This window comes from Paraburkholderia agricolaris, assembly GCF_009455635.1.
Taxonomy (GTDB): domain Bacteria; phylum Pseudomonadota; class Gammaproteobacteria; order Burkholderiales; family Burkholderiaceae; genus Paraburkholderia; species Paraburkholderia agricolaris.
The window spans coordinates 666819-679160 of record NZ_QPER01000001.1 but is presented as its reverse complement, the minus strand read 5'-3'; the positions used below and the strand labels follow the sequence as shown (position 1 = coordinate 679160).

Here is a 12342-nt window from a genome sequence, read left to right as displayed (position 1 = left end):
GGGGATCCTTAACTTGCGTAGTGAAAACCGACCTGCTGGAGTTCGACGAGAGTCGCCACCGCGCCCGGTGTCACGATCGCACTCGGGATGACATGGTTGGTCAGATCGGCTGCAAGCGCGTCCAGCTGCAACTTGTCCGGGTTCACGTTGGCAACGAGCAATCGCTCCGCCAGCTCCCAGATCGCGTTGTGACATGACAGAAAGACCGCCCCTCGTTTCAGCAATGCCGGAATGCTGTTGTCGTGCGAAGAAAAGGCACCTTCGGCGCTTTCATGGTCGCCGTTACCTATCGCCTCGGCCGGCTTGCTGTCGAGCAGCGTGTTGGCCGCGAGTTTGTTGCCGCTTATTTTCGCCAGACCGTACTTGTCCCACGCTGCCTGGTCGAACAAGGCCAGATGGGCCGACCCATGCGTCGCCGATACCACGAGGAAATCCGGATGCCTGTACGACCAGATCTGCGCATTGAGGGAATTGCGCATCAGGTTCAGCCACGGTCCGCCAAGCTCGGTATTGTCCCAAACCTGTTTTGGACCACCCCGATACCCGATGACAGTAGACAGCGCCTCATGATCCCATTGCTCAGGATGATCGAGAATCATGGGCACTGTTTTGAAGTCACGCCGCCTTGGCGCCGCAGCCAGCCGCTGAGCCAATCCGGTCAGATTGTTTGCCCCGCCAGGCAGCAGCGAGGCCGTCTCAGCGGCCATTGCCTGCGATTGCCCGGTGGCGCCCAGCAGCGCCGTACCGGCGGCGAAGCCAAACGTCTTTAACGCGTTGCGGCGCGTAGTCGGGTTAGTCATGCCTGTCTCTCCTTGTTGTTGTTCGAACGGCCGATGCCGCGAAAATGCGCGTGCATGAGTGATTCAATCGGCATGGCAGCAACCGTATTGACGTTTGCCAAGTCTAGGGATATCTGATCGATAAAAGAAATCGTGAATTCAGATTTAATGTATTTGCGTGGCCGATGATTCAACCGGCGACTGGCTGCGCCCACTTGCGAAGCGCCCAAAAAGCAAAAAGCCCTCGCGAAGGAGGGCTTTCTGTTTTACTACCTTTTTCAGACTTAATCGCAGCGATCGATTCGGATTTTCAATTTACCTGGAAATCCGAACTATCTCGTCACGCTGCAACCGGCAATCTCACGCGAAGTTCTTCGACGCGAATTCCCAGTTGACGATGTTCCAGTACGCTTCAACGAACTTCGGACGCAGATTGCGGTAGTCGATGTAGTACGCGTGTTCCCACACGTCGATCGTCAGGAGCGCCTTCGCGTCCGTGGTCAGCGGCGTTGCGGCGTTGCTCGTCGACACCAGGTCGAGCGAACCGTCAGCCTTCTTCACCAGCCATGCCCAACCCGAGCCGAACGTGCCGACTGCGGTCTTGGCGAATTCTTCCTTGAACTTGTCGAACGAACCCCACTTGGCGTTGATCGCGTCAGCCAGTGCGCCGGTCGGGGCGCCGCCACCTTGCGGCGACAGGCTGTTCCAGAAGAACGTGTGGTTCCACACTTGAGCAGCGTTGTTGAAGATGCCGCCCGATGCCTTCTTGACGATCTCTTCGAGCGAGAGGTTCTCGAACTCCGTGCCCTTGATCAGATTGTTCAGGTTAGTCACATAGGCCTGATGGTGCTTGCCGTAGTGATAATCGAGCGTCTCTTCCGACATGTTCGGAACGAGTGCGTTTCTGGCGAACGGCAGCGGCGGGAGCGTATGTTCCATGGTGCTTTCCTTCAGTCTGTATCTGTTGTGGGGGAGTCTGCGGGATAACGCTATTGAGCACTCGATTGTAGGCGAGTTGGAATAACCCCGCAAACCAACGGACTTTATGTCCGGCATCGGCGAACTTGCCGCACACATAGCGTAATTAGTGCTTTCGCATGAGTTGTGCCTGCCCCATGCGGATGTCGAAAAGACGCCTCGGGCGGCTGCCGGCGAACTGTCAGAAAGCGTCGGTCAGACGCGGCTGCACATCGGCGAGCGCAATGTCCGCGGCCCCTTCGGCGAGATGCACCGTCAGGCGCCGCCCCGGTTTCAGCGACGACGGCGCGCGCACCGCGCGGCCGCTCTGCGCGTCGAGCACGGCGGCATAGCCGCGCTCCAGCGTGCGCTTCGGACTCAACACTTCGAGCCGCGCGGCCAGCGTGTCGATCCGCGCGGACTGACGTTCATGCTGGCGTAACAATGCCGCGTCCAGACGTTGCGAGAGGTTGCCGAGTTTCGCCTGATGCGCGGCGAGATCGGGACGCCAGCGCTGCCAGCGCATCTGCAGCAGAGAAAACCGCGCTCGGGCGTCACGCACCGGGCGCGCCCCCGCCGATGCCAGCCGCACGCTCAATTGCTGCAAATGGGTGCGCTGCCGCGTGAGCCGCTCGGCCGGCGACACGAGCCGCCGCGCGAGCCAGTCGAGTTGCTGGGCGCGCCGCTCCATCATGCGGCCAAAACCGCGGGCGAGCGTCGCATGCCGATGATCGAGTTCGCGCAGCAACAGCACACGCTGCGGGCTGACGAGTTCGGCGGCGCCGGTGGGCGTCGGCGCGCGCACATCGGCGGCAAAGTCGGCGATCGTGAAATCGGTTTCGTGCCCCACGCCACTCACCACCGGAATGGCGCTTTCGGCGATTGCACGCGCCAGCACTTCTTCGTTGAACGCCCACAGGTCTTCAATCGAACCGCCGCCGCGGCACACGATCAGCACCTCGACTTCGCGCCGCGCGTTGGCCGCGTCGACCATGTCGGCCAGCTTGGCGCTCACGCCCACACCCTGCACCGGCGCCGGATAGACGATCACCGGAATATGCGGCGCGCGGCGCGACAAGGTGGTCAGGACGTCGCGCAATGCCGCCGCCTGGAGCGATGTCACGATGCCGATCGCACGTGGATGGGCCGGCAACGGGCGTTTGCGCTCGGCGGCAAAGAGACCCTCGGCTTCGAGCTGCGCCTTCAGCTTGAGAAAGGCTTCGTAAAGACGCCCTTGCCCGGTGCGGCGCACCGCTTCCACATTGAGTTGCAACTCGCCGCGCGGCTCATACATGGTCACCAACGCGCGTACTTCGATGCGGTCGCCTTCGCGCGGCGTGAACTCGGCGTATTGCGCGCGGCCGCGGAACATCACGCAGCGCATCTGCGCCTGGGCGTCCTTGATCGAGAAATACCAGTGGCCGCTCGCGGCACGGGTGAAGTTCGACACTTCTCCCGCCACCCAGACGAGCGGAAACGAGCGTTCGAGCATCGTGCCGATCGCCCGGTTGAGCGCGGAAACGGGGACGACGACTTCACCGCCGGGCGTAGCCGACGAAGCAAAAGGGCTTTCGGAATTCATGCGAGGAATATCTGTGACTGGCCGGACAGACGATAGACCGAGTGGCCAGCGGCGTCCAGCGCGGCGGCCAAATTGTTAAAAGTGTCCACATGCCGGGACCCATTAGACAAATACCGTCCAGATCGCCCGCCAGACCGTGTGAATTGGAAGCATGTCGTTGATTTATATGGCATTTGCATCTCATTAAAGAGAACGATTGCCGATACGGAGCGCTCGGCGCGGCCCTCCCAGCCGATTGACAGGCAGGTTCTCCACAAAGTTATCCACAGGCTGTGGGCATCGTCCGGCGCCGCTGCCTGCCACGCGATGCGGGACGCGCGACTTGCCGGGCGGGACGCCCGCGCGCTAGAGTGGCGGGTTCGACAGCATGCCGAAAGCCCCGCGGCGCTCGCCATTACGGCACACTGACGCCACGCTGCGCGAGCGCATCGGCTGCGGCCGCTGCTTCATCCCGCTGCACCTTTTTGCTGCCCTTTTCGATTGTCCGGAGAACCGCGTTGATGCTTGCCCCGCGTATCGCACCTGGCACTTCCATGCCGCCCCGCCTCCTTCGGGCGCGCGGTGCATCGCCCGTCCTTGCGGCTCGCCAATGAGCGGCCTGAACAACCGTCTCGAAGCACGCCTTGCGCGCGAATGGCAGCAGCGTGGCCCGCTTGCGTGGGCGCTGACACCCTTCGCGTGTGTATTCGGCGCGATTGCCGCCGCGCGCCGCGCCGCCTTCTCGTTCGGCTGGCTGAAATCCGTGCGCATTGGCGTGCCGGTGGTGGTGGTCGGCAACGTGACCGTCGGCGGCACCGGCAAGACACCGACCGTCATCGCGCTGGTCGAAGCCTTGCGCGCCGCCGGCTTCAAGCCCGGCGTGGTGTCGCGCGGCTATGGCGCGCGCGTCAAAGAACCGACGCCGGTTCTCGCGGCCTCGGCGGCAAACGTCGGCGGCGACGAACCGTTGCTGATCGCGCGCCGCACCGGCGCACCGGTGTGGGTCTGCCCGGATCGCGTCGCGGCCGCGCAGGCATTGTGCGCCGCGCATCGCGAAGTCGACGTGATTGTCAGCGACGACGGCTTGCAGCACTACCGCCTCGAGCGCGACGCCGAACTGGTGGTCTTCGATCACCGGCTCGGCGGCAACGGTTTTCTGCTGCCGGCCGGTCCGCTGCGCGAGCCGCTGTCGCGCCGCCGCGACGCGACGCTGGTCAACGATCCATACGCCCGCACGCTGCCCCCCTGGCCGAATACGTTCGCGCTGCAACTTGCGCCCGGCGACGCCTGGCATCTCGACAACCCCGGTCTGCGCCGCCCGCTCGTGCAATTCAGCGGCGAGCGCGTGCTGGCGGCGGCCGGCATCGGCTCACCCGAACGCTTTTTCGCGACGCTGCGCGCGGCCGGTCTCACGCCGACCACCCGCGCTTTGCCGGATCACTACGCGTTCGAGCGCAATCCTTTTACGGACGTCGACGCGGACACCATCCTGATAACCGAAAAGGATGCGGTAAAATTAGGGTCCTGGCGCGACGCGCGCATCTGGGTTGTTCCTGTCGAAGCCGCGCTCGATCATCGCCTCATTGCATTAGTTGTGGAGAAAGTCCGTGGACGCTCGCCTGCTTGAAATTCTCGTCTGCCCGATCTGCAAGGGCCCGCTCAGCTACGACCGTTCTGCGCAGGAACTGATCTGCAACGCGGACAAGCTTGCCTATCCCATCCGCGACGGTATTCCCGTGATGCTGGTCGACGAAGCGCGCCAGACCGTCGAAGGCACACCGGTCGACCTGAATCCGGGCTCGGTCGCCTGAATCGGGGTTGTGCCCGGTGCGGGCAAGATGCGGGGTGGCGAGATTCGGCGCGCCCTGGCTCTCCGATCCGCCGCAATTCACCGTCGTATTTGCCCTCTTTCTCATTGGCGCGCGCAGTGCACGACTTGCGAGCGCTTTCTTCCGGCTTAATCGCCGCCCGTCCTTCCGATGACCAACGCTAACGTCACCACTCCTCCGTTTGTCGCCGTCGTACCGGCCCGGCTCGCCTCGTCGCGCCTGCCCAACAAACCGCTCGCCGACATTGGCGGCAAGCCGATGGTGGTGCGGGTCGCCGAACGTGCACGCGAATCGGGCGCGCAACAGGTGCTGATCGCCTCCGACGCGCAAGCGGTGCTGGATGTGGCCCGCGAGCACGGCTTCGACGCCGTGCTGACGCGCGCCGATCATCCGTCGGGCACCGACCGTCTCGCGGAAGTGGCGGCACAGTTCGGCTGGAGCGACGACACGATCGTGGTGAACGTGCAAGGCGACGAGCCGTTGATCGATCCGGCGCTCGTGTGCGGCGTCGCGTCGCACCTGGCGTCGAGCCACGGATGCGCGATCGCCACCGCCGCGCATCCGATCACCGATGCCGCGGAAATTTTCAATCCGAACGTCGTCAAGGTCGTGCTCGACGCGCGCGCCGTCGCGCTGTATTTCTCGCGCGCACCGATTCCGTGGGCACGCGACGCGTATCAACCGCATTGGCCCGATGTGGCGTCGATGCCTACGCCGCCGGCACCCGCGGTCGTCTATCGCCATATCGGCCTGTACGCGTATCGCGCCCAGTTCCTGCGCACCTATCCGAGCCTCGCGATTTCGCCGATCGAGCAGGTCGAAGCGCTCGAACAACTGCGCGCGATGTGGCACGGCGAGCGAATCGCGGTGCTGGTCACGGAGAATGCGCCGCTGCCCGGCGTCGACACGCCCGCCGATCTCGCGCGCGTGCAGGCTTTATTCGGGGCGTGAGCGTAAAAACCCATGGCATAATCGGACGGTTGTGCGCGCCTCCCGTTAAATGCGAGAGTCAGGGTTTGCCCCGGTCGCGCCGTTACCGCCTTGCAGCGCCGTCGTTATCGACGTGCAGCGCGAGACTCGAAACGGCTGCCGACGCGGGTCCCTCGACGAATCGTGGGATGACTGCAGCGCTACCAAAGAATTCACATAGATCTGGAGATATCACATGCGTTTGATCCTTTTGGGTGCGCCCGGCGCGGGCAAGGGCACTCAGGCAAACTTCATCAAGGAAAAGTTCGGCATTCCGCAAATTTCCACCGGTGACATGCTGCGTGCCGCCGTTAAGGCAGGCACGCCGCTCGGCATTGAGGCAAAGCGCTTCATGGACGCCGGCGAGCTGGTAACAGACGAGTTGATCATCAACCTGGTGAAGGAACGTCTGCAACAGCCGGATTGCGTGAACGGCTATCTGTTCGACGGTTTTCCGCGCACTATTCCGCAAGCCGAAGCGATGAAGCAGGCGGGCGTCGCGATCGACTACGTGCTGGAAATCGACGTGCCGTTCGACGAGATCATCGTGCGGATGAGCGGCCGCCGCTCGCACGCCGCGTCGGGCCGTACGTACCACGTCAAGTTCAACCCGCCGAAGGTCGAAGGTGTGGACGACGTGACCGGCGAACCGCTGATCCAGCGCGACGACGACAAGGAAGAAACGGTCAAGAAGCGCCTCGACGTGTACGTTGCGCAAACCAAGCCGCTGATCGAGTACTACAACAACTGGGCGCAGAACGGCGACCCGGCGACCTCGTTGAAGGCACCGCAATATCGCCGCATTTCGGGCCTCGGCACGGTCGAAGAAATTCGCGGCCGCGCGTTCGACGCGTTGAAATAAGCTCGCGTCTGTGCTTGCCTGCCGTATGAAAAACCCGCCCATGCCGGCGGGTTTTTTTATTGCGTGCTATATCGCACGGCATGCATCGCCATGCGCCGGCGGCGCCCACCCTGCCCGATATTAATTAGCCATCCGTATCAGCCTGGCGGTGCTGCAGGCTGCCCGCGAAGGCGCACGGCGGTCGGAGCCAGCCTCACTTTCCGCATTGCAGCATAGCCGTTACAATCGATCATCGAAAAAATATTCGATCAAGACATTACTGAACCGAAGCAAAGGAGAAGACATGGAGATTCGTGACAACGTATTCCTGATCACCGGCGGTGCATCGGGACTCGGCGCGGCCACAGCGCGCCTTCTCGTCGAGAACGGCGGCAAGGTAGTGCTGGCCGATCTGAATCAGGACGCGGGTGACGCGCTCGCGAAAGAACTCGGCGGCGTATTCGTCAAATGCGACGTGAGCCGGGAAGACGACGCCACGCAAGCCGTCGAAGCCGCCACAAAACTCGGCACGCTGCGCGGCCTCGTCAATTGCGCGGGTGTTGCGCCCGCCATCAAGACGGTCGGCAAAGACGGCCCGCATCCGCTCGAATCGTTTTCCCGCACCATCTCCATCAATCTGATCGGCACCTTTAACATGATCCGGCTCGCCGCCGCGGCCATGTCGAAGAACGAACCGAATGCGAATGGCGAGCGTGGCGTGATCATCAACACGGCCTCGGTGGCGGCATTTGACGGCCAGATCGGCCAGGCCGCGTATGCGGCGTCCAAGAGCGGCGTGGTCGGCATGACGCTGCCGATCGCCCGTGATCTGTCGCGCAACGCGATTCGTGTGATGACGATTGCGCCGGGCATCTTCGAAACGCCCATGCTGCTCGGCATGCCGCAGGAAGTGCAGGACGCGCTCGGCGCAATGGTGCCGTTCCCGCCGCGCCTGGGCAAACCGGCGGAGTACGCAATGCTGGCCAAGCAGATCTTCGACAATCCGATGCTCAACGGCGAAGTGATTCGTCTGGACGGCGCGATCCGGATGCAGCCGAAGTAACAATGCATCCGGCGTGCAGTATTGCGCGGCTGTGCCAATGAAAAACGCCTGCCAGTGAATCAGCATGACTCGCTGGCAGGCGTTCTGTTTTGCGCCGTTGAACCGCTCTCAGTCGCGGTCGTCGTATTGGGTGCGTTGGCGCAGTTCATGCAACTGCGATTCCACCACCGTCGCGTCTTCCGCGTCCGGCCGGTCGCCGAGATAGCGCTCGAGATCTTCGAGCGCCGGGCGCAGGTAATCGAGCCGCGCATAGGCGAACCCGCGGTCGCGCACTTCCTCGATGCTGTCCGGCAGCAGGATCACAAGACGCTGCTGCACCGCCAACAGACGCTGCCAGCGTTCTGTCTGAAGATAAGTCGACTTCAGATTCCGCAGCATACGAGCGATGATTTCGCGGCGCGTAGCCGGCTGCAGCAACATGCGCAATGCCCGGCTCACCGAGTCGCCCGCCGACGCCACATAGGGCTCCAGCATATCCACCATCTGCGACTCGGACAGCGAATGCCCGGTAGTCGGATCGAGCATCACGTCGCCATCCGGCGTTGTCACGCGCAACAGGAAGTGACCCGGAAACGACACGCCGCGTGCCGGAATGCCGATCTGCTCGGCCATCTCCAGATACAGCACCGCCAGCGAAATCGGAATGCCGCGGCGGCGCTTCAGCACTGCGTTCAGATGACTGTTGTCGGGGTCGTAATAATCGTTGAGGTTGCTGGCGAAACCCAGCTCGCGAAAGAAGAACCGGTTCAGAATGCCGACCTTCTGCCTGATGTCGGCGTCGTCCGGCATGCGGCGCTGCAAACGCAAAACCAGCTCGTCGATCTCGGCCAGCGTGCCTTGCAAATCGAGATCGGGATAAGCGTCCTGCGCGAGCGAGAGCGCCGCCTCGGTCAGCGGCAGGCTGTCATCTTCGGCAACCAGCGTACTGAAATAGTCGAGAACTCGCGTCATCGTGATCACTTCACTCGCCTTTTGAAATACGCGTACTTGAAGCCCATCAGCCAAAGCATACCGAAATATAGCGCGGCGAACAGAACGAGGCACGCCCCCAGCAACACGATGCGATCGACCGGCCGGCTGTGCATGCCGATCCAGTCGAAGCTGATCGCGAACCAATGCATCACGCCGGCCAGCACCAGGCAGGCGCCGAACAATTGCACGAAGAACTTCAACCAGCCTTTCGACGGTGTATAGATGCCGCGCTTGCGCAAACCGAGGAACAGGAACAGCGCGTTGACGCAAGCACCGAGCCCGACGCTCAGCGTGAGGCCCGCATGCGCGAAAATCGGCACGAACAGATAGTTGCTCACTTGTGTGGCAATCAGCACGCCGACGCCGATCTTCACCGGCGTCTTGATGTCCTGCTTGGCGTAAAAGCCGGGCGCAAGGATCTTGATGAGAATCAGGCCGATCAGGCCGATGCCATAGGCAGACAGCGCGCGACCGACCATCACCACGGAGTTGCCGTCGAACTTACCGTAGTGGAACAGCGTCGCGGTGAGCGGCTGAGCGAAGAAAAACAGCGCGATGGCGCTCGGCGCGGCCAGCAGGAAGGTGACGCGCAGCCCCCAGTCGAGCAGCGACGAATACTCGTGCGAATCGGCATCCACGTGCGCCTTCGACAGGCTCGGCAGCAGGATCGTGCCAAGTGCGACACCGAGCAGCGCGGTCGGAAACTCCATCAGCCGGTCGGCGTAATTGATCCAGGAAACAGCACCCGGGCCGATCCGCGACGCAATGTTGGTGTTGATGATCAGACTAATCTGCGCGACCGATACGGCGAACATTGCCGGCACCATCTTCGACAGGACCCGCTTCACACCGCGATGCGCGAGCGCTTTCAGCGGATTCAGGCCGATGCGCGGCAGCATGTCGATCTTCTTCAGACCTGGCAGCTGCACGATGAACTGCAGCACACCGCCGGCGATCACCGCCCACGCAAGCGCATACACCGGCGTTTGCAGGCGCGGCGCGACGAACACCGCCGCGAAGATGAACGCCACGTTCAGCAGGACCGGGGCGAACGCGGGCAGCGAAAAATTCTTGTACGTATTCAGCACGCCCGACGCCAGCGACGTCAGCGAGATGAAAATGATGTACGGGAACATGATGCGCGTCATCGTGACCGCGAGCGCATAGGCCTGGCCTTCATGCGCGAGCCCCGACGCGACGATGAACACCACGCCCGAGGCTCCCACCACGCCGATCACCGAGAGAATCGCGAGCGCCCAGGCCAGCACCGTCGAGGTAGCGTCGACCAGCGCCTTGGTGGCGTCGTGTCCTTGCTGGTTCTTGAACTCGGCGAGAATCGGCACGAAGGCCTGTGAGAACGCACCCTCGGCGGAAATGCGACGCAACAGGTTCGGGATGCGGAAGGCGACGTAAAACGCGTCAGTGTATTGACTGGCACCAAACGCGCGGGCGATCAGCGTTTCGCGGGCCAGTCCGGTCACGCGCGACAGCAGCGTGAAGCCGCTGACCGTCAGCAGGGCTCGGAATAGATTCATGGGGCGCTTATTATACGGGTGCCACAGGGGCGAACGACGAGCCAGAACGCGAATCGGACCGATTTGCGCCGCAGACGTTCGTTCAGACGAGCGAATCGGGCCGTTTTTTGTTTGTTTTTTTTGCTGCCCGCCGTACCACTTGCGTGCCGGGCCTGCCATCCGCTCACCTGTTGCCGCACAGTCGCCGGCACGCCCGCAGGCGATCCCGCCCCAGTCAGGGCTGGCAGAATCCCGGATCTCGCGCGGCAGCCGGCACGCCGGGTTTGACGATTCCCCGTTGCCACGTGCCTAATTTTGTTGCTATAATCGCCGGTTTCGAAGCTCGCTCAATTTTCGGACGGGGTTCAGGTCGGCATCAAACGGTCACCTTTATCCTCGAAATACTCCGAACACGGGCGCGCCTTCGCGTAGTCCGATCGATTTTTTTCGACACTTTTTGCGCTCTTGGGCAATCGCTTCCAAGAGTTCGATCTAAAAGCAGCACCTCACCCACTTGAAGGTCAGGTACTGGAAACAGGAACAGGATAAGGAACCGTCATGGCTAACTCCGCACAAGCACGTAAGCGCGCCCGCCAGGCCGCCAAGGCAAACTCGCACAACTCGGCACTGCGCTCGAAGTTCCGCACGGCTATCAAGGCTGTTCGCAAGGCAATCGAAGCCGGCGACAAGGCTAAGGCCGTTGAGATCTTCCAGGCATCGTCGAAGACCATCGACATCATCGCCGACAAGAAAATCGTTCACAAGAACAAGGCAGCTCGTAACAAGAGCCGTCTGGCTGCAGCCCTCAAGGGTCTGCAAGCGCCTGCAGCGCAGTAAATTCGGTCAGCCCGCTTCGGTGGGCTACCTCCTGTTTCCGCTGCAACGGAAAGGCTCGCTTCGGCGGGCTTTTTTGCTTGGGTTTGCCTGGGTTTTGCCTGGCACTGACGGAACCGGATACTGACTCTCGCCTGTTCGCGACTCAGTTGGCGGCCCATCGAAGCCACCGCACCGGAGCCGCCCGCCCCGAAGCCACTGCTTCAGGCACAAAAAAACCCGCTAGCTGCGGGTTTTTGTTTTTTTGCCGATCCGGCAGAGGCTGCCGCTAAATCACATGCCGCTTCTCTTTCGGCGCGGCATGCTGCTCGAGTTGCAACTCGCAAGCCTCCGTCACGAGAAGATCGTTGTCTTTCGCGAAGTTCAGAACGAAGTCGAACGCCATCGGTTCGATATCGCGCAAGCGCGAATCGAGAATCACGCACTTGAGGTCGCCGATCATGGTGGGCCGCACGTACAGCGAGTATTGCAGATAAGCGTTCGGCCCCTTGCCGCCCGGGCTGGGGCCAAAGCATGCCATGACGCCTGCGAGCCGCTCCGACCAGTCGCTCGGCCGAAACTTTTTCCCGGTCGACGTGATGCCCTGAATGAAATATTCGGTTGGAGCTGCTTCGGCCATGTAGGAATACCTGTGTGACTGCCCAGCGGAATGACGGCAAAGCTGACTGCAAAGCGGCTTTGGGATGCCTGAACACGTGACCACGCCTGATTGGCGAGCTGCGCCGCCAGATACCGCGAAGGGCCGGACAAGCCGCCGCGGCGCTCATCATGACGGCGCACCGCGAGGAAACTTTCCGGAGCGCGCGAGCCGTGTCCCGCAAGCTCAATACCGGCCTGCTGGGCTTAGGGATAACCGGTAGATTATAGCGCAGCGGACCTTTTTCCGCAGCGCACACAAGCCCCGTTTGAGGGTTGCGAAAGGCTTTCAGCCGGCTTGCCCGACCTTTTAGCCGACTCGTCAAACGGGGCGAAATCCTTTATGCTGCATTGAGTTACCACAAACGACGGCGGCGCCGTCCGGCA

The 12342-nt window shown here is 62.2% G+C and carries 12 protein-coding genes; 6 read left to right on the top strand and 6 right to left on the bottom strand.

Annotated features, from left to right (window positions below):
* Nucleotides 1-8: 8 nt before the first annotated feature.
* From tetH to xseA, 3 genes are all read right to left on the bottom strand, one after another.
* On the bottom strand, nt 9-800 hold the full coding sequence (gene tetH, locus GH665_RS03050; protein ID WP_153134616.1) for a thiosulfate dehydrogenase: 792 nt from the start codon (nt 798-800) through the stop codon (nt 9-11).
* Nucleotides 801-1139: 339 nt separating this feature from the next.
* A complete protein-coding gene (locus tag GH665_RS03045; protein ID WP_153134615.1) occupies nt 1140-1718 on the bottom strand; it encodes a superoxide dismutase in 579 nt (192 codons plus the stop codon).
* 220 nt (nt 1719-1938) lie between these two features.
* On the bottom strand, nt 1939-3318 hold the full coding sequence (xseA, locus tag GH665_RS03040; RefSeq protein ID WP_153134614.1) for an exodeoxyribonuclease VII large subunit: 1380 nt from the start codon (nt 3316-3318) through the stop codon (nt 1939-1941).
* Between the two features lie 589 nt (nt 3319-3907).
* Here xseA and lpxK point away from each other — a divergent pair.
* From lpxK to GH665_RS03010, 5 genes are all read left to right on the top strand, one after another.
* The gene (gene lpxK / locus GH665_RS03030; RefSeq protein ID WP_153134612.1) at nt 3908-4924 is read left to right on the top strand and encodes a tetraacyldisaccharide 4'-kinase; all 1017 of its coding nucleotides are present in this window, start codon (nt 3908-3910) and stop codon (nt 4922-4924) included.
* A complete protein-coding gene (locus tag GH665_RS03025) occupies nt 4905-5108 on the top strand; it encodes a Trm112 family protein (RefSeq protein ID WP_006050060.1) in 204 nt (67 codons plus the stop codon). Before lpxK ends, GH665_RS03025 begins: the two co-directional genes overlap by 20 nt.
* Before the next feature lie 168 nt (nt 5109-5276).
* On the top strand, nt 5277-6077 hold the full coding sequence (gene kdsB, locus GH665_RS03020) for a 3-deoxy-manno-octulosonate cytidylyltransferase (RefSeq protein ID WP_153134611.1): 801 nt from the start codon (nt 5277-5279) through the stop codon (nt 6075-6077).
* A gap of 214 nt (nt 6078-6291) precedes the next feature.
* Complete coding sequence (gene adk / locus GH665_RS03015; protein WP_153134610.1) at nt 6292-6957, top strand: adenylate kinase; 666 nt, start codon at nt 6292-6294, stop codon at nt 6955-6957.
* A gap of 283 nt (nt 6958-7240) precedes the next feature.
* Nucleotides 7241-7999, top strand: coding sequence for a 3-hydroxyacyl-CoA dehydrogenase (locus GH665_RS03010; protein WP_153134609.1), 759 nt, complete (start codon nt 7241-7243; stop codon nt 7997-7999).
* 108 nt (nt 8000-8107) lie between these two features.
* On the opposite strand, the gene GH665_RS03005 is transcribed toward GH665_RS03010, so the two are convergent.
* Together GH665_RS03005 and murJ are read right to left on the bottom strand one after the other, a co-directional pair.
* On the bottom strand, nt 8108-8950 hold the full coding sequence (locus GH665_RS03005) for a SirB1 family protein (RefSeq protein ID WP_153138195.1): 843 nt from the start codon (nt 8948-8950) through the stop codon (nt 8108-8110).
* 5 nt (nt 8951-8955) lie between these two features.
* A complete protein-coding gene (gene murJ, locus GH665_RS03000; RefSeq protein ID WP_153134608.1) occupies nt 8956-10506 on the bottom strand; it encodes a murein biosynthesis integral membrane protein MurJ in 1551 nt (516 codons plus the stop codon).
* A gap of 537 nt (nt 10507-11043) precedes the next feature.
* Between murJ and rpsT the strand changes: the two genes are divergently transcribed.
* Nucleotides 11044-11322, top strand: a complete 279-nt coding sequence (rpsT, locus tag GH665_RS02995; RefSeq protein ID WP_054034306.1) for a 30S ribosomal protein S20 — start codon at nt 11044-11046, stop codon at nt 11320-11322.
* Between the two features lie 265 nt (nt 11323-11587).
* Here rpsT and GH665_RS02990 read toward each other — a convergent pair whose 3' ends face one another.
* On the bottom strand, nt 11588-11938 hold the full coding sequence (locus tag GH665_RS02990) for a DUF3579 domain-containing protein (protein WP_153134607.1): 351 nt from the start codon (nt 11936-11938) through the stop codon (nt 11588-11590).
* Between the last annotated feature and the right edge of the window lie 404 nt (nt 11939-12342).

Excerpts from the sequence above, each read along its gene's own strand:
- tetH (WP_153134616.1), bottom strand. The coding sequence starts at position 800 with ATGACTAACCCGACTACGCGCCGCAACGCGTTAAAGACGTTTGGCTTC.
- GH665_RS03045 (WP_153134615.1), bottom strand. The coding sequence starts at position 1,718 with ATGGAACATACGCTCCCGCCGCTGCCGTTCGCCAGAAACGCACTCGTT.
- xseA (WP_153134614.1), bottom strand. The coding sequence starts at position 3,318 with ATGAATTCCGAAAGCCCTTTTGCTTCGTCGGCTACGCCCGGCGGTGAA.
- lpxK (WP_153134612.1), top strand. The coding sequence starts at position 3,908 with ATGAGCGGCCTGAACAACCGTCTCGAAGCACGCCTTGCGCGCGAATGG.
- kdsB (WP_153134611.1), top strand. The coding sequence starts at position 5,277 with ATGACCAACGCTAACGTCACCACTCCTCCGTTTGTCGCCGTCGTACCG.
- adk (WP_153134610.1), top strand. The coding sequence starts at position 6,292 with ATGCGTTTGATCCTTTTGGGTGCGCCCGGCGCGGGCAAGGGCACTCAG.
- GH665_RS03010 (WP_153134609.1), top strand. The coding sequence starts at position 7,241 with ATGGAGATTCGTGACAACGTATTCCTGATCACCGGCGGTGCATCGGGA.
- GH665_RS03005 (WP_153138195.1), bottom strand. The coding sequence starts at position 8,950 with ATGACGCGAGTTCTCGACTATTTCAGTACGCTGGTTGCCGAAGATGAC.
- murJ (WP_153134608.1), bottom strand. The coding sequence starts at position 10,506 with ATGAATCTATTCCGAGCCCTGCTGACGGTCAGCGGCTTCACGCTGCTG.
- rpsT (WP_054034306.1), top strand. The coding sequence starts at position 11,044 with ATGGCTAACTCCGCACAAGCACGTAAGCGCGCCCGCCAGGCCGCCAAG.
- GH665_RS02990 (WP_153134607.1), bottom strand. The coding sequence starts at position 11,938 with ATGGCCGAAGCAGCTCCAACCGAATATTTCATTCAGGGCATCACGTCG.